Genomic DNA, 25,629 nt, shown 5'->3' on the forward strand with positions numbered 1-25,629 from the left:
CGACCCCCGCCCCACGCGAGTGCCACGGGGGACGTCTCTCACGCGCGGTTCGGGTCGATGATGGGAATGGATGCCAGCAGTCGCCGCGTGTACGCGACCTGCGGCTGCAGCAGCACCTTCTCCGTCGGGCCCTCCTCGACGATGCGACCGTCCTTCATGACGATCACCTCGTCGCAGAGGTTCTGCACGACGCCGATGTCGTGCGAGACCATCACGAGGGTGAGGTTCTCCTTCGCGCGCAACTCGCGCAGCAGCTCCAGGATCTGCGCGCGCACCGTGACGTCGAGCGCCGAAAGCGGTTCGTCGCCGACGAGCAGCCGCGGCCTGTGCACGATCGCACGCGCGAGCGCGATGCGCTGCCGTTGACCGCCGGAGAACTCGTGCGGATAGCGCTCGGCCATGCCGGCCTCGAGCCCGACGTCCTCCAAGACCTCTCGCACGCGGGCGCGCCGGTCGACGTCGATTCCGAGCGCCCAGAGCGGTTCGCCCACGATCCGGCCGACGCTCATCCTCGGGTCGAGGGAGGCGTACGGGTCCTGGAACACGATGCCGGTCTCGCGACGCAACCAGTGCAGCGAGCGCGCCGATGCGCGCGCGTCGACCGCACGGCCGTCGAAGGTGACGGTGCCGGTCGTCGGGGCATCCAGTCCCAGGAGGATGCGGACGAGCGTCGACTTGCCCGATCCGGACTCGCCGATGATCCCGACGGCCGCCCCCGCGCGGATGTCGATGTCGGCGTCGTCGAGGGCGAGGGTCGTCGCGGACCGCTCGAAGAGGCGTGTGCCGCGCTGACGGAAGGTGCGGCCGAGCTCGCGGCCCTGAAGGAGCACCGTCATCAGTCAGCCTCCTCGGTGCGCGTCGGGGTGCTCGCGGAGGGCCGCCACACGGTCGCCGTGGCGTCGCGCAGGAGCGCCTGCGTGACGGGGGCTGCCGGTGCCGTGAGCAGCCTCGCGAGCGGGCCGTGCTCGACGACGCGCCCGTCCTCGAGCACGACGGCCTCGGTCGCGATCTGGGAGAGTACGGCGAGGTCGTGCGTGATGAAGATGAGCGACATGCCGCCGCGCGTGACGAGCCCGCCGAGCAGGTCGAGCGCTTCGGCCTGGATCGTCACGTCGAGGGCGGTCGTCGGCTCATCCGCGATCAGCAGACGCGGGCGGCACGCGAGAGCCATCGCGATCGCGACGCGCTGCCGCTGACCGCCGGAGAGCTGGTGCGGGTAGCGGCGCACGATCCGCTCCGGGTCGGGGAGGTGCACGCGCTCCGCCTCCGCGACGGCGCGGGCGGCGGCCGCGCGACGACCAAGGCCCTCGTGGATTCGCGCCGACTCGGCGATCTGGCGCCCCACCGTCCGGATGGGGTTGAGTGCCGTGCGCGGCTCCTGGAACACGATCCCGATCTCGTCGCCGCGCAGTCGCGCGAGCTCTCGGTCGGGCAGCCCGATCAGCTCCTGTCCGTCCCAGCGGATGCTTCCGGATGCGGTCGCGCCGTCGGGGAGGAGGCCCAGGATCGCGAGCGCGGTCAGCGACTTTCCGGAGCCGGACTCACCGATGAGGCCGAGCCGCGCGCCATCGGGCACGTCGAACGAGACACCGTCGACGACGTGGCGTCCATCGATCTCGACGACGAGACCGCGCACTTCGAGGCTCATGCGATCACCGCCGGTTGATGCGCCTCGGCGCCCGAGCGGCGTCGCGACAGGGTCGGATCGGTCGCCTCGCGCAGGCCGTCGCCGAGGAGATTCAACCCGAGCACCGTGACGGTGATCGCGAGGCCCGGCCAGACGACGGAGAGCGGATGCACCGAGATGTAGGTCTGCAGGTCCTTCAGCAGCAGGCCCCAGCTCGGCTCGGTCGGCGGCGCGCCGAACCCGAGATAGCTGAGCCCGGCTTCGGCGAGGACGGCGACCGCCATGCCCCACGAGAGCTGCACGATGAACACCGGCGCGACGTTGGGCAGCAGGTGCCGCCACAGGTTCTGCCACGGGGTGAGCCCCGATGCGCGCCCGGCGGTGACGAAGTCGCTGTGCAGGACGCGGCGCAGCTCCGGGCGGGTGACGCGCGCGATGTTGACACCGAAGCCGATGCCGACCGAGACGATCACGACCCACAGCGACCCGCCCCACACCGACGACAGCATCATCGCGATGAGGAGCACGGGGAACGCGATCAGGATGTCGACGAGCACCGCGACGGACTCGCGCACCCAGCGCGTCGTCAGTGCCCCGAGCGCGGCGAGCACGAGGCCGAGGAGTGTGGCGACGAGGCCCGCGCCGAGCGCGACCCAGACCGTCGTCCGCGCCCCTGCCATGAGGAGGCTCAGGATGTCCCGCCCCGAGCCGTCGGTGCCGAGCAGGTGGGGGATGCCGGGGGCATCCCACCGACTCGCGACGTCCACCTTCTGCGGGTCGAAGGGCATCCAGAAGCGCGCGAGGAGCGCGGTGAGGCCGATGACGAGCACGACGACGACGCCGAACCGACCCGTCGACAGCGACCAGAGGCGGTGCAGCCACGCGAGCCGGGGGGTCTCACGGCTCCGCTGATGGGCGGTCATTCGGCCTCCCGCTGTCGCGGGTCGATGACCCGATGGACGAGGTCGACGACGAACCCGATGACGAGGACGAAGCCCGTGAGCACGAGCAGCTCGCCCTGCACCTTCGGAAGGTCGCGCTGCCCGACGTCGGCGACGAGCATGCGGCCGATGCCGGGCAGACTGAAGAGCTGCTCGATCACGACGGCGCCGACGATGATGCCCGCCACTTGGAGCCCCAGCACCGTGATGATCGAGAGTCCGACGCTCGGGAGGCCATGGCGCACGAGCGCCTGCGTGCGGGTGAGACCCTTGGCGGCGGCTGTGCGGACGAAGTCCTGTCCCGTCGCCTGCAGTGTCGCGGAGCGCACGAACCGCATGAGCATCGCGCCCTCGATGACGCCGATCGTGATCGCGGGGAGGAGGAGCGACCGGAAGGCGACCGCCGGGTCGTCCCAGCCTCCGCGCGGGAATCCCTGCGCGGGAAGCCAGCCCAGCCACACCGCGAACACGAGCACGAGCATCATGCCCGCCCAGACCACCGGGACCGCGGCGAGCGTCTGCGCCCCGACGCTCAGCGCCGTCCCGTCGGCGTGCCCGCGGCGGAGGGCCGACAGGACCCCGAAGGGGAGGGCGATCAGGAGCGCGACCGTCATCGCCATGAGGCCGAGGGGGATCGTGACCTGCGCCTTTTCGACGAGCTCCGAGGCGACCGGTGCCCCCGTGAGCAGCGACGCACCGAGGTCGCCGCGGAGGACCCCGCCGATCCAGGTGAGGTATTGCGAGATCAGGGGTGCGTCGAGACCGAGGCGCTCGCGGATGCCGGCGATCTGCTCGGGCGTGGAGTTCATCCCGGCGATGAGCTGAGCCACATCACCGGGAAGAACCCGCAGCGTCAGGAAGATCAGCGCACTGGCGACGACGAGGCCCAGCAGCAGCAGGGCCAGCCTCGTCAGTGCGTAGCGGAGCACTCCGGGATCTCGTTACCGGCTCTTGGCGAGGTCGGCGAGGTTCATCCGCTCGTTCGTGTTGACCGTCGGGAACCCGGTGACGGTCGGCGCGACGGCGACGACGGATGCCCCGTTGTAGAGCCAGTCCGCGGCCTGGTCCGAGGCGACGATCTTCGCGGCCTGCTTCAGGAAGTCGGCGGCCTGGTCGGGGTCGGTGGCGGCGACGGACTTCGCGTAGAGGGCCTGCACCTCGGGGTTGTCGTAGGTGAAGTAGTAGTCCGGGTTCGCCCAGTTCTCGAAGTCATGCGCCTCGGTGTGCAGAACGAAGCTCAGGTCGTAGTTCTTGTTGATGTACACGTCGTTGAGCCACGCGGAGAATTCGACGGCGTTGACCTTCAGCGTGATTCCGACGTCGTCGAGGTTCGAGACGAGGATCTGCGAAACCGTCGTGCCGTAGAACGACGGGATCGTGAGGGTCAGGGTGATGTCCTCGGCGCCGGCCTCGGCGAGAAGCTTCTTCGCGGCATCCGGGTCGAAGGGAGCCGTCGACTCGAGGTCCTCATAGCCGGGGTCGAGCTCGGGGATCGGGCCGTAGAGGGTCTGGCCGGCGCCGAGCGCTTCGACGATCGAGTTCTTGTCGATCGCCTGGCGGATGGCCTGCCGTACGCGCTTGTCCGCGAGGGGGCCCTTCGTCGAGTTCATCGCGAGCGTGCCCTTGTCGGTCGACTGGCCCAGCACCAGCGAGAACGCTCCGTCCGCCTCGATCTGGTCCTTCAAAGTCGCGTCGAAGCCGGTCACGACGTCGAGTTCGCCCGCGAGCGCGCCGGAGAGTGCCGCCTGCGTGTCGGGGATGAAGTCCAGCACGACCTCCGCGACCTTCGCCTTGTCGCCCCAGTAGGCGTCATTGCGCTTCAGCGTGATCGAGTCGCCCTGCTTCCAGTCGGTGAGGGCGTAGGGGCCCGTGCCGTTCGCCTTCGTCTTGCGGTCGATCGTGTCGCCTTCCTTGAAGACGAGGCCCGCGCGGCCGGTGAGGTTCCAGAGGAGGGTCGAATCGGGCGCGGAGAGAGTCAGGATGATGTCCTGACCGTTCGCGGCGATCGACGTCACGTTCTTCAGGCGGTCGGAGTCGCGGTAGGTCGCGGTGTCCTTGACCTGCTGCAGCGACCAGACGACGTCCTGCGGGGTGAGCTCCTGGCCGTCGTGGAAGGTGACCCCCTCGCGGAGCGTGAACGAGTAGGTCAGGCCGTCGGCGGAGATCTCGTGGCTCGAGGCGAGCGTGTCGACGATCTCCTGGTCGGGCGTGCGCGAGACGAGCCCTTGATACACGTTGTCGATCAGAATCTGGTCGAGCGCGGCGCCCGCCGTTTCGCGGATGTCGAGGTTGCTGGGCTCGAGAACGAGCCGTACCGCGACGGTCGCGTCGGGGTCGGCCGCGGCCGTGGAGCCGCTCGGCGACGGGCTCGAGCTGCCGGTGCAGGCGCTGAGGAGCAGAGCGCCGGCCGCGAGGAGTGCGGCTGCAGCAACGGTGGTGCGGCGGAGCATGTGGGGGTTCCTTTCGCAGGGGCGCGCGTGTTCGGGTGCTGTGAGGCGCGTCCGTGGACTCGGTGCGGGTTACAGCCTAGGCTCTGGGCGCCCTGCGCGCGGTCCGCGCCGTCCGGCACCGGTCACGCACTGTCATACGGTGACTAGTCGCGGGCGATGTCGCCGATGAGGGCTGCCAGGAGCACGGGCGCCTCCTCCTGCACGTTGTGGCCGCTCGGCGCATCCACGAGCGTGGCCGAGGGGAGGCGTCGACGGAACTCATCGGCATCCGCCGGCGTCACGAATCCGCGTTCGCCTCGCACGAGCGTGATCGGGGCGGTGACCGCGGCGAGATCGTCCCAACCGGATGCCGCGAGCGCGCCCCGGATCGCGGACTGCTGGGCCGCGGCGCCCGCGGCCGCGGCCGGATCGGCGCTGAGGGCGTTCGCGAGGTGGGCGAAATGGTGCTTCCACTCCACGCGCCCGTCCGCGCGCACGCGCGAATTGAGGAAGACGCCGCGCGTCGCGGCTTCGCGGGTGCCGCCGAGTCCGAACGCGAGCGCGCGGTCGACGAGCTCGTCGCGGCTCGCCCAGTCGGTCGGACCCGCGAAGAAGGCGCCGATCTGCGCGGCATCCCCGTTCGGATCGATGCCCGGAGTGATGTCGACGATGACGAGCTCGCGGACGAGCTCGGGACGATCGCTCGCAAGGGCCGCCGCGGTGAGCCCGCCGAGCGACTGGCCGACGAGCACTTGCGGCGCGCGGGTCCACGCGGCGAGAGCCGGCGCGACATCGGCCGCGAGGGTGCGCCCGGTGTATGCCGCGTCGTCGCGCCACGACGAGTCGCCGTGACCGGGCAGGTCGAGGGCGAGTGCGGGAAGATCCAGCGCGAGCATGGTCGTGTCCCACGTGTGGGCGTTCAGGCCCGCGCCGTGCAGGAGAGTCACGACGGGGTCGGGGAATCCTCCCGTCTCGGCGTCGCCGTACTGCAGCGCGCTGATCGTGCGCCCCTCGGCGGTGACGAAGGAGAGACGGCGCACCGGGGGAGGTGCGACGGCGAGCTCGGCGGCTTGGGCGGGGAGGAAGTCGAACTCGTCCATTCCGACATTGTGCGCCATCCCCGCGCCGACGAGCACACGCGCCTCGAGATCGCCGGGGACACGCGCCGTAAGCTGGGCCCATGACCGCCGAACGTCGTGTCCACCTCTCCCGCTCGGCGCGCCCCGCCTACGACGCGCTCGAGGCGTTCTCGCGCACGGTCGGCGAGGTGGCCGCCGCCGCCGGCATCGATGACCGACTGCGCGAGCTCACCCTCATCCACGCATCGCAGCTGAACGGCTGCGCCTATTGCGTGCGCGTGCACGTCGACCGGGCGGTCCTGGCGGGCCTCGGCGCCGACGAGATCGCGCAGCTGCCCGCGTGGCGAGAGTCGGGCGTCTTCTCGGCACGGGAGCGCGCGGCGCTCGAACTCGCGGAGTGCTACGTCTTCATCCACGACGAGGGGATCCCGGACGAGGTCTATGACCGCGTCGGCGGCATCCTCAGCGAAGAGGAGTACGTCGCGCTCAGCTGGCTGCTCGTCTCGATCAACGCGTTCAACCGCATCACGATCGCGGGCAAGTACCCCGTGCCTCCGCGCCACCCCGCTTCATCGGCGTCAACGGCATCCGTCGAATGACGGGGCGCGCGGATGCGCCCGATGGCGTGATCAACTTCCGCGACACGGGCGGACTGCCCGCCGCGGACGGCGTCACTCGCGCCGGTGTGCTGTACCGGTCCGCGAACCTCGCGCGCCTCACGACGGAAGGGCGCGCGGCGCTCGGCGCTCTCGGTGTGCGCCGCATCGTCGACCTGCGCTCCGACGACGAGGTCGCGTGGGAGCCGAGTCTCGTCGAGGGTCTCGAGCTCGACGTCGTGCGGGTCCCGCTGTTCCTCGGCTCCGTGGCATCCTTCTTCGACCGTGACGCGACCCTGGCCGAGCTGTATCGCAGCCTCATCGACGACGCCGGGGATCGCGTCGTCGCGGCGGCGCGCGGAGTGCTGGCCGCGCAGCCCGCTCTCGTGCACTGCACCGTCGGCAAAGACCGTACCGGCGTCGTCGTTGCGCTCATGCTCGCGGCTGTGGGCGTCGAGGTCGACGCTGTCGTCGCCGACTATGCCGCGACCGAATCGAGCCTTCCTCCCGAGCGCAATGCGCGGATCCTCGCTGCGCTGCGCCGCGCGCATCCGGACGCGCGGAACCTCGAAGAGCTCGCCACGCGGGCGCCCGCCGAGGTGATGCGTGCTCTTCTCGCCGAGGTGAACGAGCGCCACGGGTCGGCGGCGGATTACCTCCGCGCGCACGGGATGGCGGAGGAGGAGCTGGCTGCACTGCGCACCATCCTGATCGCACCGGAGAGCGCGTGAGGTAAGGCTCCCCTAAAGGAGGCGTATAGTGGGGGTGAGATGAGCACCCTGACCGAGCACCACGTCACGCACGACGCCGCCGCCTGCAAGGCGTCGCGGCACGCGCGCGTGCAGCAGCTCATCACGGCAGATGAAACGTCGCTCATCGAGCTCGAGACGCTCATCTCGACCCTCCCGATCTGCTCGACGGGCCGTGTGTTCGTCGAAGTGCCGGATGCCTCGTGGATCTTCGACCTGCGGGTCCCCGCCCGCATGATCGTCACGTGGCTCGACCGCTCGCAGCGCAGCGGCGATCCCGGCACGGGTCGTGCGTGCGCGCCGGGTCAGGCGCTCGCCCGTGCCGTCATCGCCTGGTCCGACGAGATGCTGTGCCCGGATGGCGCGGGGCCGGATGCCGCGGGGACGTGCGGCGGGGGGACCCGCATCCACCTGCTGGGAGGCTTCCTCGGCACGGCGGACATCTTCGACCACTTGACGGACGCCCTCGGAGTCGACGCGGCATCCATCGCCACGCCCGCCCGCTTCGGACTCGCCACCGCGCACTGATCGCGCCCTCGACACCGTTCACTCGGGCAGCGCGTGCTCAGCTGCCGCGCGGCACGTAGTTGCCGTCCTCGAGGCCGGCGAGGATCTCGAACCGATTGCGCAGCGGATCGCGTCCCGCGACGAGGTACAGGAGCGGCATGAGGAATCCGTACCGCCGCCACTGGCGGGCGTGCACCGCCTCGTGGGCGAGAACGGCATCGGTCACGGGCGCGGATCCCGTGAGGTAGCAGCCGCCGACGCAGACACCTCCGCGGCCGAACGCCCAGTTCGGCAGTCCGCGAAAGACCCAGAGCCCGGCCCGACGCTCGACGCGGCCCTGCGACCACAGTCCGCCCCAGACGAACCCCACGGTCGTACCCCACCAGTAGCCGAGAAGACTGATCGGTGAGTCGAGGAGGAGGGGCGGGAGGAAGGCGTCCAGGCGTTCTCCGCGTGCGACAGCCCGGGCGGCGCGCTCGCGCCATCCCGCGGGTGGGCGTGCGATCACGCGAGCGCTCCGACGACGCGCAGGATCGTGCCGAGATCGTCGATCGCCGCCGCCGGCGACGCCGGAGCGAAGCCGGCGATCGAGGCGCCGACGAGCGGCACACGCGAGCGCAGCGCGGCGAGCGCGGCGAGCAGCTGCTCGAGACTCAGACCGAAGGGGACGGGCAGCGCAACGCCGCCGATCACCGCAGGATCGAGCACGTCGAGGTCGATGTGCACGTAGACCGCACCGGCCCCCGTCGCCGCAACCGCGTCGGCCAGGGCGAGCGGATCGGCCAGCGCCTCGACGTCGAGATGGGTGGGCCCCGAGTCCCCGAGGGCGGCGCTTTCCGCATCGTCGAGCTCGCGCGCCCCGGCGAGGATGACACGGCTCGCGGGGACCGCACCGCTGCCCTCCAGGGGGAGGTCGTCGATCACCGCGCGCAGCGCCATGCCGGCGAACGCGCCCGAAGGCGAGGTATCCGGGGTGTTCAGATCGCCATGCGCGTCGAACCAGACCACGGCGAGAGAGTCGTCGAGGGCGCCGCGGCGCGCGGCGGCGTGGGCGATCGCCGGCACCGCGACACCGCAGTCGCCTCCGATCACGAGGAAGTTCTCGTAGCCGTCGCCGTCGCCGTCGCCGTCGCCGGTCGGCCCCTCGTGTGCGGCGAGGGCTTCGCGCAGCGCCGCGGCGGTGCGCGACAGTGCGCTGAAGCGCCGGATGCCGGTGTCGAGCGCCTCGCCGGCCGACGTTGGCACCTCGACGCGTGCGGTCGACGCGCGCGGCAGGTCGCCGGCGATGGCCTCCGCGCCATCGACGAGGTGCATCGCGCGCGTCGCGGGGGAGCCCTGCCACTGCGGCACGACGAAGAAGCGCGTCATGGTGTTCCCCTTCCGAGGCGCGGGGTTGCCCGCGAGACCTCCCGTGGGTCGCGTATCGCGATGCGAAGGCGTGCAGACGGGAGGTCTCGCGGTGGAGGTTTACTGCTCGATCGCGGGCGCGGGTGCGCCGCTCTTCAGCGCGGCGAGCCGGGCCTCGACCTCGGTGAGCTCACCGACGTCCTCGAGCTGGTTGAACTGAGCATCGAGGCTGGATGCCGCGATCTCCGCCTTGCCCGCCGCGAGGGCTTCCTGGCGGCGCACCTTGTCTTCGAAGCGGCCGAGTTCGCTCGTCGGGTCCATGACGTCGATCGACTTCACCGCGTCGTGCACCTTGTTCTGCGCTTCGGCGCTCTTCTGGCGCGCCATGAGCTCCGCCGACTTCGACTTCAACTCGACGAGCTTCTGCTTCATGCCGTTGAGGCCGTCCTTGAGCTTGTCGACGACTTCGGTCTGCGCCGCGATCGAGGGCGCGATGGCCTTCGCCTCGTTCTCCTCGCTGATCTGGCGCTGGAGGGCGATCTTGGCGAGATTGTCGAACTTGTCGGCGTCCGTCGTGTTGCCGGCGCCGCGCAGCTCGTCGGCCTTGCGGCTCGCCGCGAGCGCCTTGTTGCCCCATTCGGCGGCGGCCTTGACGTCTTCCTCGTGATCCCGCTCGAGGAGGCGCAGGTTGCCGATCGTTTCGGCGATCGCCGACTCCGCGTCGGCGATGTTGTTGGTGTAGTCGCGGACGAGCTGGTCGAGCATCTTCTGCGGGTCTTCGGCGGAGTCGAGCATGGCGTTGACGTTCGCCTTCACGAGTGTCGAGATGCGGCCGAAGATGGACTGCTTTGCCATCGGTTTTCCTTTCCTAGCGGGATGTGTGTCGTGGAGAGATCGGGGTGAGGGCGGTCAGAATCGGCCTCCACCACGGCGCGATCGCGTGCCTCCGCCGCCGAAGCTGCCGGGGCTCATGCCGCCGCCCGAGCGTCCGCCGCCCCCGAAGCCTCCGCCCCCGAAGCCGCCGCCGCGGCCGCCGCCGTTCAGCAACGAATTGATGAGGATGCCGCCGAGCACGGCTCCCATGACGTTGCCGCCCCCGCCGCCCCCGCCGGAGGAGCCCCCGGAGAAGGCGCCGACATCGTTCTGCGCCAGCTGGATCGCCTGTGCGGCGAGATCGTTCGCCCTCTGCGCGAACTGCAGGGCCTGGGCGGGATCGCTCTGCTGCAGCTGACGGGCCTGCACGAGCGACGCGCCGGCCTCGGCGAGGCGTGTGCGCGCCGGCGCACCGATCGCACCGCGCCGCGACGTGATGTAGTCCTCCGCGGCCGACACTTGGCCCTGCGCCTGGTTCAGCAGCAGATTCAGCTGCGCGACCTGACGCTGCGCCTGCGCCTGCGCGTCGCGCACCCCGGCGAGCAGCGCGTCGATCTGCGCGTTCGCCTTCTGGAGCCCTTCCAACGCGAACAGGGGACGCTTCGCGCTGCCGGTCAGCAGCGCCTTCGCGGCATCCACCTGCTGGCGCGTCGCCGCGACGACCGGCGCGAGTCGCCCGTCGGCGTCGGGGAGGGCCGCCGCGGCGGCGAGGTCCTGCTCGATGTCGGCGATGAGCGCCGCAGCGTCTGTCTCGCCGCGGGCGAGGTCGGCGCCGAGCTTGTCGATCGCCTTCTGCAGCTGATCGGCCTGAGCGACCGCGGCCTCCGCCGAGCGGATCTCCACGGCGGCCGACGCGCCGTCGCCCGCGCTGATCTCGCGCTCCGCGGCGGCGAGGTGCTCCTGCGCGAACGTCAGTCGCTCGGCGGCCTGCGCGGGGTCGTCGGCGATGGTCGCGAGGGCTTCGGCCGCATACGCGCGCTGCAGCGCGGCGAGGGAGGCCGCTGCGGCCTCCTGACGTGCGGCGACCGCGTCGTGTTCTGCGCGGATGCGTGCGAGTGCTTCGGGCGCGTTCTGTTCGAGCTGGCGAAGTTCGTCGAAGGCCTTCGCCTTCTGGTCGAGCTCGCCGTTCGCGTGAGTGCAGAGGTCGATGATCTGCGCGTTCCAGGCGCGCGTGTCGGCCTCGGCGTCGGGCGTCCGATCGTCGAGCTGCTGCTTGAGGGCGAACGCCCGGTCGAGGTCTTCCTTCGCGTGAGAGAGGGCCGTCTGGAACTCGGCCGCCGCAGCGTCGCCGAACTGCGCGCGCGCGAACTCGAGCTCCTGCTCGCTCGTCTTGATGGCGTCGTCGGTGGCGACGAGAGCGGATGCCGCGCGCCGCCCGAGCTCGTCCGTCGACACGCCCGCGAGTGGGTCCGCGGGCCCTGCCGAGTCCGTCACCGCGCCGCCCGAACGTCCGCCGACGCCGGCTCTCCTGCGCGAGCGCACGACGATGACGATGACGAGCGCGGCGACGGCGAGCAGCACGACGACGAGGAGGATGCCCCAGATGCCGGATCCGCCGCCCCCGTCGGTTCCGCCCGACCCGCCCGACACGGCATCGGCCAGACCGTCGCGTGCGGCCATCGCCGCCCCCGCCCAATCGCCGTTCGCGAGGGGGGGCTGGATCCGCTGCTGCTCGATCGTGCCGAGCTGATTCTCGCTCACGGGGCCGGCGGAGTCGCCGGAGAGGTAGAACTGGCGACCGTCCGTCGAGACGGCGAGGAGGTACTGGTTGGGCCCGAGCCCGTTGCGCTGCGCGGTCTGGTTCGCCCAGTCGTCCGACGCGGACGGGTTCGTGAACGTCGGAACGTATGCGACCCACAGGTCGACGCCCGACGTCGACGACAGAGCCCGCAGGGACGTGTCCAGATCACCCTCCTGGGCATCGCTCAGCACGTCCGACACGTCGAGCACGCGCGACCCGGCGAGGGTCACGGGGTCGGTCGCGCTCGCGGCCGCGGCCGCGCCGAACAGAGCCGCCGAGCCGCCGAGCAGAAGGGCGGCGGCGGTCGCGAGAGCAAGAGCCAAACGCACGCGCAAGCGCATTCCCTCCTTCGCGGGAGTGGTCGTTCCCGCCCCCCTTCCGATCCTATTCCGCACCGCGCATGTGGCAACAGGCGGCGCGGACGAATGCCGCGAAGACAGGGGCCCGATAGCGTGACCTGTTCGGAGGAACGATGCACGACGAAGGATTCGATCGATACGGCGGCGACGTCCTGGCCTCGGACTGGCGTGCGCGCGGCCGGCCCGCCGTCTCGCGTGTGGCGGCGGCGGCGGATCTCGTCGTCGAGGTCGCCGGCGACGGGTTCTGCGGCGCGGTCACGCGCGTGCAGTCGGGCACGGTCGAACTCGAGGATCGCCTCGGCCGGCGGCGCCTCTTCCCGCTCGGCGGCGGATTCCTCATCGACGGCGCTCCCGTCGAGTTGATCGTCCCGACCGCCGCTCCGGCGCCCCGCGCGCGCACGGCGTCGGGCTCGTTCGCCGCGCAGGATCAGCGCGCGCGGGTCGCCCGTGCCAGTCGCATCCTCGTGGAGGGGCGTCACGACGCCGAGCTCGTGGAGAAGGTGTGGGGCGACGACTTGCGGGCCGAGGGCGTCGTCGTGGAGTACCTCCAGGGCGTCGACCTGCTCGACGAGGCGCTGAGAGCCGAACCGCCGGGGCCGGGGCGGCGCTACGGCGTGCTCGTCGACCACCTCGTCCCCGGATCGAAGGAATCGCGTATCGCCGACGCCGTCCGGCGCGGAGCGCACGGCGCACACGTGCGGATCGTCGGTCACCCCCACATCGATGTCTGGCAGTGCGTACGGCCGTCGTCGCTCGGCATCCCCGCCTGGCCGGACGTGCCGCGCGGCATCGAATGGAAGGTCGGCGTCAGTCGCGCCCTCGGCTGGCCCGCCCGCGACCAGGCCGACCTCGCCCGTACCTGGCAGCGCATCCTCGGGTCGGTGAAGACGTACCGCGACCTCGACGCGGCCCTCCTCGGCCGCGTCGAGGAGCTCATCGACTTCGTCACGGCGGATAGCCTGGGGGAGTGACCGACCCCGCTCCGCGCTTCCGCGACAAGCCCGTCTCGTTCGTCCGTCGCAGCGGCCGCATGAGCGATGCCCAGGAGCGCGCCTGGCAGGACCTCTCCGCCCACTACGTCATCGACGTCGAGCGGGATGCCGCGGCCACGAGCGTGCGTCCGGGTACGCAGATCGCCCCGGGCGCCGTCTTCGGACGTCGCGCGCCGCTCGTCGTCGAGATCGGGTCGGGGCAGGGGCACGCGATCGTGCACGCGGCATCCACGTCACCCGAGCGCGACTTCCTGGCCGTCGAGGTTTTCCGCGCGGGTCTCGCGCGCACGATGCTCGACGCCGATCGTGCCGGTGCGACGAACCTCCGCCTCGTCGAGGCGAACGCTCCCGAAGTCCTCGAGCACCTGCTGCCGGAAGGGTCCGTCGACGAGCTCTGGATCTTCTTCCCCGACCCCTGGCACAAGGCCAAGCACAACAAGCGCCGGCTCGTCGCGCCCGCCTTCCCCCCGCTCGCGGCGCGGGTGCTGCGCGATGGCGGGCTCCTGCGCCTCGCGACCGACTGGGAGGACTACGCCGTGCAGATGCGCGACGTGATGGGGGATGCCGCGCACTTCACCCCCGCGTACGAGGGGTCATGGGCGCCGCGCTTCGAGGGACGTGTCATGACGGCGTTCGAGCGCAAGGGGCTGCAGAAGGGTCGCGAGATCCGCGACCTCGTCTATCGTCGCGAGTCGCGCGGGTGAGGCCGCCCGCGGGCGGCGTCGCCGCCGCGGCGTCCCTGCGGCCGGGGCTCGGCGCCGCCCTCGGCCCGGCACTTCTCGTCGCACTCGCCGCTCCCGCCTTCTTCGTTCTGCTGCAGCCGTGGCTCGGCGGGGTGCTGCTCGTGGCCGGCATCGGGTGTGCTGCGGCGCTCGAACGCGGGCGCATCGCGGCATCCACCCCGTCGCTCACGCGAGACCTGTCGCTCATCGCCGTGGGGCTCGCGATCGTCAGCACGATGTCGCTCGAGGCGAAGCTCGACGATGCGTCGATGGTGCGCTTCACGCTCGTGCTCGGTGGCGCGGTCGCCGTGCCGTATGCGCTGTCGCGCTGGGTGTATCGCGACCGGGCGATCGCCTTCCCCTGGCGAGGCGGCGGACGGTGGTGTCCGTGGCAGTGGGGATGGCTCGCCGCCGTGCTGGTGCTCGGCTGGCTCATCCTGCCGTTCTACTTCATCACGTCCGGTGTCTACCTCAATTGGCCGGTCGTGGATGAGCCGGGTCTCATCGCGCGCCTGTTCGTCGGCGTGGGAGCGGTCGGCATCTGGGACGAGCTGTTCTTCATCTGCACCGTGTTCGCGGCCCTGCGCCGCCACCTCGCGGATGTCACGGCGAACGTGCTTCAGGCGATCGTGTTCGTCTCGTTCCTGTGGGAACTGGGCTACCGCGCGTGGGGGCCCGTCCTTACGATCCCGTTCGCACTGCTGCAGGCGGTCATCTTCTTGAAGACCCGGTCGCTCGCGTACGTCGTGACGGTGCATCTGCTCTTCGACGCGGTGGTGTTCGCCGTGCTCGTGCACGCGCACAACCCGGGGATGCTCGACGGGCTCTTCCTCGTCTCACCGTGACGGGCGCGCGCGCCCGGGTGGTGCACAGGTGGCGGCGCTAGACTGCAGCCCGGATCCCGATCGGATCCCCGGACGAGGGTTCAGTACCCGGTGAGCGACAAGACTGGCCGAAAGGTCACGTCATGTCGTGGATCGTTCTCATCGTCTCCGGATGCCTCGAAGCCGTCTGGGCGACAGCGCTCGGAAAGTCGGAGGGCTTCACGAAGCTCTGGCCGACGGTGGTCTTCGGTGTCGCGCTCGTCGCCAGCATGGGCGGTCTCGCCTGGGCCATGCGCGACATCTCGACCGGTACCGCCTACGCCGTGTGGGTCGGGATCGGTGCGTCGCTGACCGTCGCGTACGCCATGATCACGGGCGACGAAGCGTTCTCGATCGTGAAGATGCTCCTCATCCTCGGCCTCGTCGGCTGTGTCGTGGGGCTGAAGCTCGTCGGCGAGCACTGACGCGTTCGCCCCGCGGCGCCGGCGGGCGACACCCGCGCCGATAGGGCGGGGCGCGCCGCCCGCGGCGAGGAGGTGGAGTGCCGAGGAGTCGGCAGAGCGAGGTTCGCAGTGGTCATACATCGACGCTAGAAACGCGGGATGCCGCAGGGCATCGCCCGACGGGACGATCGTCGTCCGTCTGCAGGATGATCTCGCCGCTTCGGGTCAGCCCAGTCGGGAGTGCTCGTCGAGCCGGTGCCACGTGCGGTTGTGGTAGACCAGCGCGTTCACCTCGTCGTCGCCCGGGCCGCCGCGATCGATCGTCGCCTCCAGGGCGTGCGCGGCGATGACGGTCGACGCACCGGCATCCATTTGTCCGATCACGGCGCACCGCACCCACGCGCGCACACCGGCGAACACCGGCTCGCCGGTCGCCAACCGCGACCAGGCGGCGCGGTCCGCGAAGCGATCGACGCCGCTCGTCGCGCCGAGGCGGGCGAGGTCGAGGTCGCCGGCGTCGAGGAGGTGCACGACGACCGTATCGGCGCGCTGGAGGGTCGTGGATGCCGACGACAGCGCGGAGATCGAGAACGTCAGCAGCGGCGGGTCGGCACTGACCGACGACACCGAGGTCGCTGTGAGCGCGACGGGCCCGTCCCCGGCATCCGCCGTGATGACGGCGACGCCGCCCGGGTGGCCCCGGAAGAGATCCTTGAAGCTCTGCGGCGGTAGCGAGGTCGGGAACGACGCGTGCGCTCGCGCCGGGCCGGCGTCAGCGGCGGGCACAGGCGGCTGCGGCAGGGAGGCGAGGGGCGACGTCATCCTCCGACGGTAGAACCTCCGCGGCTCGGGCGGCCGTCATGTGTTCTCGTGTGAACGCGGATGACGCCGTGTGACGTTCACCACCGCGACGGTGATGTGCCCCCGACAGGAATCGAACCTGCGACCTTTGGTACCGGAAACCAACGCTCTATCCCCTGAGCTACGGAGGCGGACCTGTCGAGGGTATCACCGCGTGAGCGATGCGACCGCCGCGGCGAGATGCTCGGCGAGGTAGTGGTGGCCGGCGGTCGAGGGGTGGTCGCGTCCGACACCCGTGTCGATCACGGTCGCGTAGTTCTCAGCGGTGATCCAGCCGTCGGCGAGCGGCGAGATGTACCACCAGTCCCGAGCCGCTGCGGCGGCGCGCAGGTCGCGGTCGATGCGGGCAGTCGCCGCCTCGACCGGCAGCACCTGGGGCGCCGGCCCCAGGATCACGACCTGTGCGCGCGGATACACGCGCGCGAGCGTGTTCCACGCGGCAACCACCGCGGCGCGGTACCCGTCCGCGCCTTCGCGGCGGTCGTTGATCGATCCCTGCACGATCACGAGGTCCGGATCGAGGGCCGGGTCGAGTGCGGCGATGCGCGTGCCGAAGTCCGCGCCGTCGATTCCCGGCTTCAGGTAGCCCGACCCGCGCACACCGTCGACGATCGTCCTCCAGCCCGCGAGCTCTCCGACGACGTAGGCGTAGCCGAGGCTCGGGTCGGATGCCGCGGAGCCGTACGTCCACGAGTCGCCGAAGACCAATACGCTCGGGTGCTCGGGCAGCACGATCGGCTCCGGGGAGGTGGCGACCGCCGCGTCGCCGGCCCCCGCGGCGACGACCGACGCGGGGGTCGTCGCCGGTGCCCACGGCCGCCACAGTGCCGTGCCGACGAGCGCCGCGACACCCAGCGCGACCACCGGCAGCACCCACGCACGGCGGCGCCGCGACGGGGACCGGAACGCACGCATGCGTTGAGGGTAAGCCACGCTCCGATCGATCGCGAAAGACCGCCGACAGTGGGCGTCGCACAAGCGGTATCGGACCATCCCCTCCGGCGTGCGAGGATACTTCGGTGCAGCGCATCGTGACCGCCGAACTCGACCTGGAATTGGGCTCCTCCGTCGACCTCATCTTCCAGATCGCGGCGGCCCAGCCGGCCCCCGTCATCCGCGAGGAACTGACGTTCACGCAGCGCGATCGCGTGTACACACCGACCGAGATCGTCGACCAGTCCGGCAGCCGTCTGCACCGTCTGCAGGGCGACTCGGGCCTCCTCGAGGTGCGCTACGAAGCCGTCATCGACGGGCACGTCGCGCAGCGTGCGACGAGCGACCTCGAGGCGATCACGTACCTTCGGCCGAGCCGCTACTGCCAGTCCGACGAGGTGTTCACGCAGGCCCGGCGTCAGTTCCGGGGCCTCCAGGGGATGGACCTCATCACCGCCGTGAGCGAGTTCGTCGCCACGAGCACGACCTACACTCCGGGGCTCAGTCAGGGCACCGACTCCGCCGTCACGACCCTTATGACCGGTCAGGGCGTCTGCCGCGACTACGCGCACGTCGTGATCGCGCTCCTGCGTGCGATGGACATGCCCGCCCGTTATGCCGCGTGCTTCGCGCCGGGCCTGCGCCCGATGGATTTCCACGCGGTCGCCGAGGCGTACCTGGACGGCAGCTGGTACGTCATCGACGCGACGCGGCTGTCGAATCGGCGCTCGCTCGTGCGCATTGCGACGGGGCGGGATGCCGCGGACTGCGCCTTCCTCAGCTACCACGGCGGGTACGTCGGGCTCCAGCGCATGCGCGTCGACGCGTGCGTCGTGCCCGACGATGCGGCGGACGTCGCCCTCGCCGATGCGGCGGCCGCGGCATCCGACCCTGCCCTCGACGACTTCGCCGAACTCGTCCAGCTCGCCTGACGGCACGCGGAGTCGGCGCGGGGTCTTCGAACGGCGACGCGCCCGTAGACTTGACGGGCTATGAATCCCGACGCCCTCGCCGCCGCCCTGCTCGCCGTCATCGCTCCGCTCGCCGAGGCGCGACGCGAGGGCTCCAGTGCGGGACTCACCGCGGCGGACTTCCCGCTCGAGCGGCCGCGTAACCGCGACCACGGCGATTGGGCGTCCAACGCCGCCCTCAAGCTCGGCAAGGTCGTGGGCGCGAATCCGCGCGAGTTCGCACAGGAGATCGCCGACGCCCTCGCCGCGACCCCCGGCGTCGCGTCGGTGGAGGTCGCCGGACCCGGCTTCATCAACATCCGGCTGGATGCCGCCGCCGCCGGCGCCCTCGCCAAGACGATCGTCGAGGCGGGTGCGGCGTACGGCACGAACGACAGCCGCGCCGACGAGATCATCAACCTCGAGTTCGTTTCCGCGAACCCGACGGGCCCCATCCACCTCGGCGGCACCCGCTGGGCTGCCGTGGGCGACTCTCTCGCCCGCATCCTGCAGAGCCAGGGCGCGCAGGTCACCCGCGAGTACTACTTCAACGACCACGGCGCTCAGATCGACCGCTTCGCGCGTTCGCTCGTCGCGGCGCACCAGGGCGACCCGACGCCCGAGGACGGCTACGGCGGCGGCTACATCGACGACATCGCGCGTCGTGTGGCGCTCGCCTACGAGGGCGACATCGACGCCCTCGATCCCGAGGCGAAGCAGGAGGCGTTCCGTGAGCTCGGCGTGAACTTCATGTTCGCCGAGATCAAGCAGTCGCTGCACGAGTTCGGCGTCGACTTCGACGTCTATTTCCACGAGAACGACCTGCACACCTCCGGCGCCGTCGACCGTGCCGTCGCGCGCCTGCGCGAGCTCGGCCACATCTTCGAGGCCGACGGTGCGACGTGGCTCCGCTCGACGGAGTTCGGTGACGACAAGGACCGCGTCGTCATCAAGAGCGACGGCAACGCCGCGTACATCTCCGGCGATCTCGCCTACTACCTCGACAAGCGCGAGCGCGGCTTCAACCGCTGCATCATCATGCTCGGCGCCGACCACCACGGTTATGTGCAGCGCCTCATGGCGATGACGGCCGCGTTCGGCGACGAGCCCTACGTCAATCTGCAGATCCTCATCGGCCAGATGGTGAACCTCGTCAAGGACGGCACGCCCCTGCGCATGTCGAAGCGCGCCGGCACGATCGTCACGATGGAGGACCTCGTCGAGATCGTCGGCGTGGATGCCGCGCGCTACGCGCTCACGCGATCGTCGGCGGATTCGAACCTCGACATCGACCTCGACGTGCTGCAGAAGCGCACGAACGACAACCCCGTCTTCTATGTGCAGTACGCGCACGCACGCACGCACAACGTGGGCCGCAACGCCGCCGACTCGGGCGTGGACCGCTCGGCGTTCGCACCCGAGCTGTTGACCCACGAGACGGAGAGCGCGCTTCTCGGCGCCCTGCAGGAGTTCCCCCGCGTCGTGGCCTTCGCCGCGGAGGTGCGCGAGCCGCACCGGGTCGCGCGCTACCTCGAGGAGCTCGCGAGTCTCTACCACCGCTGGTACGACAACTGCCGCGTCACGCCGCTCGGTGACGAAGAGGTCACCGACCTCCATCGCACGCGCCTGTGGCTGAACGACGCCACCGGGCAGGTGCTCCGCAACGGACTGGGACTTCTCGGGGTGAGTGCGCCGGAGCGCATGTGAGATGACCGCGCCCGCTCGCCCTCGCGCCCGACGCTGGCCGTGGCTCGTCGCGCTCGTCGCGGTGGCGGCGCTCGCCGTCGGGGCGTGGTTCGCGGGGGAGTACATCGCGCGCGGCATCGTCGAGCGCACGGTCCGCGACCAGGTGCAGAAGCAGCTCGCCCTGCCCGCCGATCAGCAGATCGATGTCGACATCCCGGGCCAGATCCTGCCTCAGCTCATCTCGGGCACGTTGGACGAGATCACCCTGTCGTCGCGCGATGTGCCGCTCGGTCAGCTCACGGGTGACGTCGTCGTCCGCGCGAGCGGCGTGCCGATCCGCGGCGACGGGCCGGCGACGAATGCCTCGGCATCCATCACCCTCGACGCGGCGCAGGTGCAGGCGCTCCTCGCGACCGTCGAGGACTTCCCGGCGAGTACCGTCACCCTGGCCGAGCCCGACATCGGGATCGAGACGGAGCTGCGCCTGTTCGCGCTGACCGTGCCGGTCGGCGTGGGTCTCACGCCCAGCGCGACCGCGGGTCAGCTCGTGCTCACGCCCGCGACCTTTACGGTCGCCGGTGCTCAGATCTCGGCGCAGGCTCTGCTCGACCAATTCGGGGCGGTCGGCTCGACCGTCATCCGGGACTGGGATGTCTGCGTCGCACAGTACCTGCCCGCGGGGATGACCCTGAGCGGCGTCCGCGTCGAGGGCGATCACGTCGTCGCCGACGTCGCCATCGACGGCGGCATCATTCACGACCCCGCGCTGCAGCAGAAGGGCACCTGCGCCTGACGCGTCGAGTCCGCACAAATGCGCGCTCGCGGGGCGTTCCGGAGTGCACAAACGAGGTTTCGCGGCGGTGGTGCTGGGCGGTCCGTGCATGCACGGGGCGGAATGCACCCGTGCCCTAGACTTGTCGCACATCCGACGGGCCGGCGGCGCGCGAGCGCCCGGCCCGTGGCTCCCACCCCGATTGGTTCTCATCCGCGTGTCCGCCTCTCCCGACCGTCCTCTCGTGCCGGAGTGGCTCGCGGTGCCCCATGATGCCAACGACCTGGCGACCGAGGTCTGGCCGGATGCCGCGCACCGCGATGACCGCGGGGAGCTCGTCGTCGGCGGTGTCTCCGCTTCGGAGCTGCGTGCGCAGTTCGGCACCCCGCTGTACGTCCTCGACGAAGACGCCGTGCGCGCACGGGCGGGTGAAGTGAAGGCCGCCTTCGACGCCGCGACCGCACGCCACGGCATCCACGCCCGCGTCTACTACGCGAGCAAGGCGTTCCTCTCCACTGCCGTCGTCAGATGGGTCACCGACGAGGGTCTCGCGGTCGACGTCGCCACCGGCGGCGAGCTCGCCGTCGCGCTCGCCGCGGGCGCCGACCCGTCGCGCCTCGGCCTGCACGGCAACAACAAGTCGGTCGCCGAACTCGAGCGCGCCGTCGAGGTCGGTGTCGGGTCGATCGTCGTCGACTCGCTGATCGAGATCGAGCGGCTCGCGGTGATCGCCGAGCGCGCGGGCCGCCACGGCGAGAGCGCGCAGAACGTCCTCATCCGCGTCAACACGGGCGTGCACGCCGAGACCCATGACTTCCTCGCGACGGCCCACGAAGACCAGAAGTTCGGCTTCGCCCTCGCCGCGGCGCCCGCCGTCGCCGCGCGCATCCGCGAGCTGCCCTCACTGCGCCTCGTGGGCCTGCACTGCCACATCGGTTCGCAGATCTTCGGCACGGCCGGCTTCGCCGAGTCGGCCTCTCGTCTCGCCGACCTGTACGCCGAGCTCCGCGCCGGCGGCGACCTGCCCGTGCTGAACCTCGGCGGCGGCTTCGGCATCGCGTACACCTCCGTCGACGAGCCGACGCCGATCGCGCGGCTCGCGGAGGGCATCGTCGACGCCGTCGCGCGCGAGTGCGAGGTGCGCGGCGTGCCGCTGCCCAACCTCGCCTTCGAACCGGGGCGAGCGATCGTCGGCCGTTCGGGCATCACGCTGTACGAAGTCGGCACGGTCAAGCCCGTCGTCGTCTCCGACGACGTGACGCGACTGTACGTGAGCGTCGACGGCGGCATGAGCGACAACGCCCGGCCTGCCCTGTACGGCGCGCAGTACTCCGCGCGCATCGCCTCGCGGTCCTCGGATGCCGCGCCTGCCCTCGCCCGCGTCGTCGGCCGCCACTGCGAGTCGGGCGACATCGTCGTCGATGCGGAGTACCTGCCGGGCGACGTCGCCCCCGGAGACCTCCTCGCCGTCCCCGCGACGGGCGCGTACTGCTTCTCGCTCGCGAGCAACTACAACTACGTCCCCCGCCCGCCCGTCGTCGCCGTCTCGCGCGGCACGGCGCGGGTGATCGTGCGTGGCGAGACGATCGATGATCTTCTCGCCCGCGACCTCGGCGTCAGCGCCGGCGTCTCCGCCTCGTCTCTCGCCACCTCGGCCGGGAAGGAGTCCGCATGACCGACTACCGCCGCCTCCGCGTCGCCCTGCTGGGCGCCGGCTCCGTGGGGTCGCAAGTGGCTTCGCTGCTGCTCACCCACCAGGACGAGCTCGCCGACCGCGCCGGCGCAGCACTCGACCTCGTCGGCATCGCGGTGCGCGACGTCGACGCGCCGCGCGACGCAGACCTCCCGCGCGAACTCTTCACGACGGATGCCGAGGGCCTCATCGTCGGCGCTGACATCGTCATCGAGCTGATGGGCGGCATCCATCCCGCGCGCGAGTACATCGAGCTCGCCCTGAACTCCGGCGCCGATGTCGTCACGGGCAACAAGGCACTCGTCGCCACCCACGGCTCCGAACTGTTCGACGTCGCCGACCAGGTGGGCGCGACGGTGTCGTACGAGGCGGCCGTCGCCGGGGCGATCCCGATCATCCGCCCGCTGCGCGACTCGCTCGCGGGGGACCGCGTGCACCGGATCATGGGCATCGTCAACGGGACGACCAACTACATCCTCGACCGCATGGACCGCGAGGGCGGCGACTTCGAGGCCGTGCTCGCGGACGCGCAGCGCCTCGGGTACGCGGAGGCCGACCCGACCGGCGACGTGGAGGGCTTCGACGCGGCGCAGAAGGCCGCGATCCTGGCGTCCCTCGCGTTCCACACGGCCGTCCCGATCGACGCGGTGCATCGCGAAGGCATCACCGCGATCGACAAGACGGTCATGGATGCCGCGCGGGGCGCCGGCTACGTCGTGAAGCTCCTCGCCGTGTGCGAGCGGCTCGACGGGGTCGCAGAGTCGCCGTCGGGCGAGGCGATCTCGGTGCGGGTCGCGCCCGCGCTCGTGCCGCGCGAGCACCCCCTCACCTCCGTGCACGGCGCCAACAACGCCGTCTTCGTGCAGGCCGAGGCCGCGGGCAACCTCATGTTCTACGGCGCCGGGGCGGGCGGCGTGCAGACCGCATCCGCCGTGCTCGGGGACGTCGTCTCGGCCGCGCGCCGCCACATCGCCGGCGGCGTCGGGGTGGGCGAGTCCACGCGCGCGAACCTCCCCGTGCTCCCGATCGGCCGCATCACGACGCGCTATCAGATCACACTCGACGTGGCCGATGAGGCCGGTGTGCTCGCGACAGTGGCCGGCATCCTCAGCGACGGGCGCGTGTCGATCGCGACCGCACTGCAGACGGTCCTCGGCCGGGCCGGTGGAGAAGGCGGCACGGCGCGCCTCGTGATCGGCACCCACCACGCGCTCGAGCAGGATCTCGCCGATACCGTCGACCGCCTCGCCGCGAACGCCGCCGTCACGCGCGTCGTGTCGGTGCTGCGCGTCGAGGGCGACTGACCCCCGGCGACCGCATCCCGCGGCATCCCTGGAAGAACAAGGCATCCCTGGAAGAAGGAGACGAACATGGTCCACGTATGGCAGGGCGTCCTGCGCGAGTTCGCCGACCGACTGGGCGTCACCGACGCCTCCACCGTCGTCACCCTCGGTGAGGGCGGCACGCCGCTCATCCCCGCGGCGGCGCTGTCGCAGATGACCGGCGCGGACGTCTACGTGAAGTTCGAGGGCATGAACCCGACCGGCTCGTTCAAGGATCGCGGCATGACGGTCGCGCTCTCGAGGGCCGTGGAGCACGGCGCGAAGGCAGTCATCTGCGCCTCGACCGGCAACACCTCGGCATCGGCCGCCGCGTACGCGGCGCACGCCGGCATCACGGCGGCCGTCCTCGTGCCCGAGGGCAAGATTGCGATGGGCAAGCTGAGCCAGGCCGTCATCCACGGCGGCAAGCTCATCCAGGTGCGCGGCAACTTCGACGACTGCCTCGAGATCGCCCGTGAACTCGCGGCGAACTACCCCGTGCATCTCGTCAACTCGGTCAACCCGGACCGCATCGACGGGCAGAAGACGGCCGCGTACGAGGTCGTCTCGCAGCTCGGCGATGCGCCCGACTTCCACTTCATCCCGGTCGGGAACGCCGGCAACTACACCGCGTACACGCGCGGATACCGCGAAGAGGCCGAGCGCGGCGTGGCCACGCGTGTGCCTCGCATGTTCGGCTTCCAGGCCGAAGGCTCCGCACCGCTCGTCCGCGGCGAGGTCGTGAAGAATCCCGAGACGGTCGCCTCCGCGATCCGCATCGGCAACCCGGCGTCGTGGGAGCTCGCCCTCGAGGCGCGCGACGCGACGGACGGCTGGTTCGGCGCGATCAGCGACGACAAGATCCTCGCGGCGCAGAAGCTCCTGGCATCCACCGCGGGCGTCTTCGTCGAGCCGGGCTCGGCGATCAGCGTCGCCGGACTGCTCGATCGGGCCGAAGCGGGCATCGTTCCGCAGGGATCCAAGGTCGTGCTCACCGTGACGGGCCACGGTCTGAAGGACCCGCAGTGGGCTCTGCGCAACGCCGACGGCAGCGCGGTCGAGCCCACCGTCGTCGACGCGACGACGAGCGAAGTCGCTGCCGTCCTCGACCTGGCATGACGGTGACCGAACGCTCGGTCGCGGTCCGCGTTCCCGCGACGAGTGCGAACCTCGGCCCGGGATTCGACACCCTCGGGCTCGCCCTGAGCTCGTACGACGACCTCGTGGCCACCGCGCTGCCGCGCCCAGGCCTCGAGATCGTGGTGACCGGCGAGGGTGCCGGTGAGGTGCCGCAGGATGCCTCGCACCTCGTCGTTCGGTCGCTGGCGTACGCCTTCGAGGCGGCCGGGCGTCCCGTTCCCGGCATCCGGCTCGTCGCCGACAATACGATCCCACACGGACGCGGCATGGGATCGTCGGGAGCAGCCGTCGTCGCGGGCCTCCTCGCGGCGAAGGGGTTGCTGGCCGGCGACGTCGAGTTCTCCGACGACACCCTTCTGCGCCTCGCGACGGAGCTCGAGGGCCACCCCGACAACGTGGCTCCCGCCCTGTTCGGGGGGCTCACGATCGCCTGGATCGACGAGAGTGGCCCGCAGCACAAGAAGCTGCTGGTGCACCGCGGCGTCTCGCCGCTCGTCCTCGTACCGGACTTCACGATGTCGACGTCGGCCGCCCGGGCGCTCGCCCCGACGCAGGTGCCGCGCGAGGATGCCGTGTTCAACGTGTCGCGTTCGGCGCTGCTCATCGCGGCGCTCACGCAGAGTCCTGAGTTGCTCATGGCGGCCACCGAGGACAAGCTGCACCAGTCCTATCGCGCCCCGGCGATGCCCGCGACCGACGCGCTCGTGCGAGCTCTCCGTCGGGAGGGCTTGGCTGCGGTTGTATCGGGCGCGGGTCCGAGCGTCCTCGTGCTCGCCGACGGCCCCGGGCGGCGCCTCGATGCGGTGCGCATCGCGGCATCCGTCTCGGACACTCCGTGGGAGCCGCGTTTGCTCGCCGTCGATGTCAAGGGTGGTACAGTGAGGAACCATACGGAGGGTTCCACGGCTAGGCCGTGAGTCTGGCCTCCGTCGCAATTCTGCGAACCCCGCACGATCCCCCTGCACCATGCGACGACCTCTCGGTCGTTCGACAGCCGTGGGTTGGCGCCTGTCGTGGACGACGCCTGTGCGGATCTGTCCTGT

26 protein-coding genes, 1 tRNA gene and 1 riboswitch are annotated in these 25,629 nt (G+C 71.0%); of the genes, 14 read left to right on the forward strand and 13 right to left on the reverse strand.

Annotated features, from left to right (window positions below; genetic code table 11):
* Nucleotides 1-38 precede the first annotated feature (38 nt).
* The 6 genes from WFI52_RS04975 to WFI52_RS05000 all read right to left on the reverse strand — a co-directional run bounded on the left by WFI52_RS04975 (nt 39) and on the right by WFI52_RS05000 (nt 6,097).
* Nucleotides 39-836, reverse strand: a complete 798-nt coding sequence (locus tag WFI52_RS04975; RefSeq protein ID WP_336625829.1) for an ATP-binding cassette domain-containing protein — start codon at nt 834-836, stop codon at nt 39-41.
* Nucleotides 836-1,648, reverse strand: a complete 813-nt coding sequence (locus tag WFI52_RS04980) for an ABC transporter ATP-binding protein (RefSeq protein WP_336625828.1) — start codon at nt 1,646-1,648, stop codon at nt 836-838. The genes WFI52_RS04975 and WFI52_RS04980 overlap by 1 nt, the downstream gene beginning before the upstream one ends.
* A complete protein-coding gene (locus WFI52_RS04985; protein ID WP_336625827.1) occupies nt 1,645-2,550 on the reverse strand; it encodes an ABC transporter permease in 906 nt (301 codons plus the stop codon). The genes WFI52_RS04980 and WFI52_RS04985 overlap by 4 nt, the downstream gene beginning before the upstream one ends.
* Nucleotides 2,547-3,497, reverse strand: coding sequence for an ABC transporter permease (locus WFI52_RS04990; protein WP_336625826.1), 951 nt, complete (start codon nt 3,495-3,497; stop codon nt 2,547-2,549). Before WFI52_RS04990 ends, WFI52_RS04985 begins: the two co-directional genes overlap by 4 nt.
* 12 nt (nt 3,498-3,509) lie before the next feature.
* A complete protein-coding gene (locus WFI52_RS04995) occupies nt 3,510-5,018 on the reverse strand; it encodes an ABC transporter substrate-binding protein (protein WP_336625825.1) in 1,509 nt (502 codons plus the stop codon).
* 143 nt (nt 5,019-5,161) lie between these two features.
* Nucleotides 5,162-6,097 carry an alpha/beta fold hydrolase gene (locus WFI52_RS05000; RefSeq protein ID WP_336625824.1) on the reverse strand — a complete coding sequence of 312 codons (936 nt, stop codon included), beginning with the start codon at nt 6,095-6,097 and terminating at the stop codon, nt 5,162-5,164.
* 80 nt (nt 6,098-6,177) lie between these two features.
* On the opposite strand from WFI52_RS05000, the gene WFI52_RS05005 reads away from it, so the two are divergent.
* The 3 genes from WFI52_RS05005 to WFI52_RS05015 are packed head-to-tail and all read left to right on the forward strand — an operon-like array spanning nt 6,178 to nt 7,949.
* Entirely contained in the window at nt 6,178-6,675 is a 498-nt protein-coding gene (locus tag WFI52_RS05005) for a carboxymuconolactone decarboxylase family protein (protein ID WP_336625823.1), read from the forward strand.
* Complete coding sequence (locus WFI52_RS05010; RefSeq protein ID WP_336625822.1) at nt 6,672-7,403, forward strand: tyrosine-protein phosphatase; 732 nt, start codon at nt 6,672-6,674, stop codon at nt 7,401-7,403. Before WFI52_RS05005 ends, WFI52_RS05010 begins: the two co-directional genes overlap by 4 nt.
* Nucleotides 7,404-7,442: 39 nt before the next feature.
* A complete protein-coding gene (locus WFI52_RS05015; protein WP_336625821.1) occupies nt 7,443-7,949 on the forward strand; it encodes an SIP domain-containing protein in 507 nt (168 codons plus the stop codon).
* 37 nt (nt 7,950-7,986) lie between these two features.
* On the opposite strand, the gene WFI52_RS05020 is transcribed toward WFI52_RS05015, so the two are convergent.
* From WFI52_RS05020 to WFI52_RS05035, 4 genes are all read right to left on the reverse strand, one after another.
* Nucleotides 7,987-8,436, reverse strand: a complete 450-nt coding sequence (locus tag WFI52_RS05020) for a Fe-S oxidoreductase (protein ID WP_336625820.1) — start codon at nt 8,434-8,436, stop codon at nt 7,987-7,989.
* Nucleotides 8,433-9,296 carry an arginase family protein gene (locus WFI52_RS05025; RefSeq protein WP_336625819.1) on the reverse strand — a complete coding sequence of 288 codons (864 nt, stop codon included), beginning with the start codon at nt 9,294-9,296 and terminating at the stop codon, nt 8,433-8,435. The genes WFI52_RS05020 and WFI52_RS05025 overlap by 4 nt, the downstream gene beginning before the upstream one ends.
* A 99-nt stretch (nt 9,297-9,395) precedes the next feature.
* Nucleotides 9,396-10,130 carry a PspA/IM30 family protein gene (locus tag WFI52_RS05030; protein ID WP_336625818.1) on the reverse strand — a complete coding sequence of 245 codons (735 nt, stop codon included), beginning with the start codon at nt 10,128-10,130 and terminating at the stop codon, nt 9,396-9,398.
* Nucleotides 10,131-10,184: 54 nt separating this feature from the next.
* Complete coding sequence (locus WFI52_RS05035; protein WP_336625817.1) at nt 10,185-12,218, reverse strand: TPM domain-containing protein; 2,034 nt, start codon at nt 12,216-12,218, stop codon at nt 10,185-10,187.
* A 143-nt stretch (nt 12,219-12,361) separates the two neighbouring features.
* Between WFI52_RS05035 and WFI52_RS05040 the strand changes: the two genes are divergently transcribed.
* The 4 genes from WFI52_RS05040 (at nt 12,362) to WFI52_RS05055 (ending at nt 15,250) form a co-directional block, all read left to right on the forward strand.
* Nucleotides 12,362-13,219 (forward strand): DUF3097 family protein, encoded by an 858-nt coding sequence (locus WFI52_RS05040; RefSeq protein WP_336625816.1) that lies wholly within the window; start codon nt 12,362-12,364, stop codon nt 13,217-13,219.
* A gap of 59 nt (nt 13,220-13,278) precedes the next feature.
* Entirely contained in the window at nt 13,279-13,944 is a 666-nt protein-coding gene (gene trmB, locus WFI52_RS05045; protein ID WP_336626083.1) for a tRNA (guanosine(46)-N7)-methyltransferase TrmB, read from the forward strand.
* Complete coding sequence (locus WFI52_RS05050) at nt 13,941-14,807, forward strand: CPBP family intramembrane glutamic endopeptidase (protein ID WP_442927693.1); 867 nt, start codon at nt 13,941-13,943, stop codon at nt 14,805-14,807. The genes trmB and WFI52_RS05050 overlap by 4 nt, the downstream gene beginning before the upstream one ends.
* A 47-nt stretch (nt 14,808-14,854) precedes the next feature.
* A riboswitch (guanidine-III (ykkC-III) riboswitch) is annotated at nt 14,855-14,919 on the forward strand.
* 10 nt (nt 14,920-14,929) lie between these two features.
* Nucleotides 14,930-15,250 (forward strand): DMT family transporter, encoded by a 321-nt coding sequence (locus WFI52_RS05055; RefSeq protein ID WP_336625815.1) that lies wholly within the window; start codon nt 14,930-14,932, stop codon nt 15,248-15,250.
* Between the two features lie 204 nt (nt 15,251-15,454).
* Here WFI52_RS05055 and WFI52_RS05060 read toward each other — a convergent pair whose 3' ends face one another.
* The 3 genes from WFI52_RS05060 to WFI52_RS05070 all read right to left on the reverse strand — a co-directional run bounded on the left by WFI52_RS05060 (nt 15,455) and on the right by WFI52_RS05070 (nt 17,005).
* On the reverse strand, nt 15,455-16,051 hold the full coding sequence (locus tag WFI52_RS05060) for a flavin reductase family protein (protein ID WP_336625814.1): 597 nt from the start codon (nt 16,049-16,051) through the stop codon (nt 15,455-15,457).
* A gap of 97 nt (nt 16,052-16,148) precedes the next feature.
* A tRNA-Arg gene (locus WFI52_RS05065) sits at nt 16,149-16,221 on the reverse strand.
* 16 nt (nt 16,222-16,237) lie between these two features.
* The gene (locus WFI52_RS05070; RefSeq protein ID WP_336625813.1) at nt 16,238-17,005 is read right to left on the reverse strand and encodes an SGNH/GDSL hydrolase family protein; all 768 of its coding nucleotides are present in this window, start codon (nt 17,003-17,005) and stop codon (nt 16,238-16,240) included.
* A gap of 104 nt (nt 17,006-17,109) precedes the next feature.
* Here WFI52_RS05070 and WFI52_RS05075 point away from each other — a divergent pair, with 104 nt between their 5' ends.
* The 7 genes from WFI52_RS05075 to thrB all read left to right on the forward strand — a co-directional run bounded on the left by WFI52_RS05075 (nt 17,110) and on the right by thrB (nt 25,503).
* Entirely contained in the window at nt 17,110-17,955 is an 846-nt protein-coding gene (locus WFI52_RS05075) for a transglutaminase-like domain-containing protein (protein ID WP_336625812.1), read from the forward strand.
* 60 nt (nt 17,956-18,015) lie between these two features.
* Complete coding sequence (argS, locus tag WFI52_RS05080) at nt 18,016-19,680, forward strand: arginine--tRNA ligase (RefSeq protein WP_336625811.1); 1,665 nt, start codon at nt 18,016-18,018, stop codon at nt 19,678-19,680.
* A gap of 1 nt (nt 19,681) precedes the next feature.
* Entirely contained in the window at nt 19,682-20,452 is a 771-nt protein-coding gene (locus tag WFI52_RS05085; RefSeq protein WP_336625810.1) for an LmeA family phospholipid-binding protein, read from the forward strand.
* A gap of 196 nt (nt 20,453-20,648) precedes the next feature.
* A complete protein-coding gene (gene lysA / locus WFI52_RS05090; protein ID WP_336625809.1) occupies nt 20,649-22,106 on the forward strand; it encodes a diaminopimelate decarboxylase in 1,458 nt (485 codons plus the stop codon).
* Nucleotides 22,103-23,428 carry a homoserine dehydrogenase gene (locus tag WFI52_RS05095; protein ID WP_336625808.1) on the forward strand — a complete coding sequence of 442 codons (1,326 nt, stop codon included), beginning with the start codon at nt 22,103-22,105 and terminating at the stop codon, nt 23,426-23,428. Before lysA ends, WFI52_RS05095 begins: the two co-directional genes overlap by 4 nt.
* Nucleotides 23,429-23,494: 66 nt before the next feature.
* Nucleotides 23,495-24,565, forward strand: a complete 1,071-nt coding sequence (thrC, locus tag WFI52_RS05100) for a threonine synthase (RefSeq protein ID WP_336625807.1) — start codon at nt 23,495-23,497, stop codon at nt 24,563-24,565.
* Complete coding sequence (thrB, locus tag WFI52_RS05105) at nt 24,562-25,503, forward strand: homoserine kinase (RefSeq protein ID WP_336625806.1); 942 nt, start codon at nt 24,562-24,564, stop codon at nt 25,501-25,503. Before thrC ends, thrB begins: the two co-directional genes overlap by 4 nt.
* Nucleotides 25,504-25,629 lie beyond the last annotated feature (126 nt).

This window comes from Microbacterium sp. MMO-20 (genome assembly GCF_037147735.1).
In the GTDB taxonomy this organism is placed as follows: Bacteria; Actinomycetota; Actinomycetes; order Actinomycetales; family Microbacteriaceae; genus Microbacterium.

What these genes read in the sequence shown, in the direction of transcription:
- WFI52_RS04975 (WP_336625829.1), bottom strand. Translation starts at nt 836, where the DNA reads ATGACGGTGCTCCTTCAGGGCCGCGAGCTCGGCCGCACCTTCCGTCAG.
- WFI52_RS04980 (WP_336625828.1), bottom strand. Translation starts at nt 1,648, where the DNA reads ATGAGCCTCGAAGTGCGCGGTCTCGTCGTCGAGATCGATGGACGCCAC.
- WFI52_RS04985 (WP_336625827.1), bottom strand. Translation starts at nt 2,550, where the DNA reads ATGACCGCCCATCAGCGGAGCCGTGAGACCCCCCGGCTCGCGTGGCTG.
- WFI52_RS04995 (WP_336625825.1), bottom strand. Translation starts at nt 5,018, where the DNA reads ATGCTCCGCCGCACCACCGTTGCTGCAGCCGCACTCCTCGCGGCCGGC.
- WFI52_RS05000 (WP_336625824.1), bottom strand. Translation starts at nt 6,097, where the DNA reads ATGGACGAGTTCGACTTCCTCCCCGCCCAAGCCGCCGAGCTCGCCGTC.
- WFI52_RS05005 (WP_336625823.1), top strand. Translation starts at nt 6,178, where the DNA reads ATGACCGCCGAACGTCGTGTCCACCTCTCCCGCTCGGCGCGCCCCGCC.
- WFI52_RS05010 (WP_336625822.1), top strand. Translation starts at nt 6,672, where the DNA reads ATGACGGGGCGCGCGGATGCGCCCGATGGCGTGATCAACTTCCGCGAC.
- WFI52_RS05015 (WP_336625821.1), top strand. Translation starts at nt 7,443, where the DNA reads ATGAGCACCCTGACCGAGCACCACGTCACGCACGACGCCGCCGCCTGC.
- WFI52_RS05025 (WP_336625819.1), bottom strand. Translation starts at nt 9,296, where the DNA reads ATGACGCGCTTCTTCGTCGTGCCGCAGTGGCAGGGCTCCCCCGCGACG.
- WFI52_RS05030 (WP_336625818.1), bottom strand. Translation starts at nt 10,130, where the DNA reads ATGGCAAAGCAGTCCATCTTCGGCCGCATCTCGACACTCGTGAAGGCG.
- WFI52_RS05040 (WP_336625816.1), top strand. Translation starts at nt 12,362, where the DNA reads ATGCACGACGAAGGATTCGATCGATACGGCGGCGACGTCCTGGCCTCG.
- trmB (WP_336626083.1), top strand. Translation starts at nt 13,279, where the DNA reads ATGAGCGATGCCCAGGAGCGCGCCTGGCAGGACCTCTCCGCCCACTAC.
- WFI52_RS05055 (WP_336625815.1), top strand. Translation starts at nt 14,930, where the DNA reads ATGTCGTGGATCGTTCTCATCGTCTCCGGATGCCTCGAAGCCGTCTGG.
- WFI52_RS05060 (WP_336625814.1), bottom strand. Translation starts at nt 16,051, where the DNA reads ATGACGTCGCCCCTCGCCTCCCTGCCGCAGCCGCCTGTGCCCGCCGCT.
- WFI52_RS05070 (WP_336625813.1), bottom strand. Translation starts at nt 17,005, where the DNA reads ATGCGTGCGTTCCGGTCCCCGTCGCGGCGCCGCCGTGCGTGGGTGCTG.
- argS (WP_336625811.1), top strand. Translation starts at nt 18,016, where the DNA reads ATGAATCCCGACGCCCTCGCCGCCGCCCTGCTCGCCGTCATCGCTCCG.
- WFI52_RS05085 (WP_336625810.1), top strand. Translation starts at nt 19,682, where the DNA reads ATGACCGCGCCCGCTCGCCCTCGCGCCCGACGCTGGCCGTGGCTCGTC.
- WFI52_RS05095 (WP_336625808.1), top strand. Translation starts at nt 22,103, where the DNA reads ATGACCGACTACCGCCGCCTCCGCGTCGCCCTGCTGGGCGCCGGCTCC.
- thrC (WP_336625807.1), top strand. Translation starts at nt 23,495, where the DNA reads ATGGTCCACGTATGGCAGGGCGTCCTGCGCGAGTTCGCCGACCGACTG.
- thrB (WP_336625806.1), top strand. Translation starts at nt 24,562, where the DNA reads ATGACGGTGACCGAACGCTCGGTCGCGGTCCGCGTTCCCGCGACGAGT.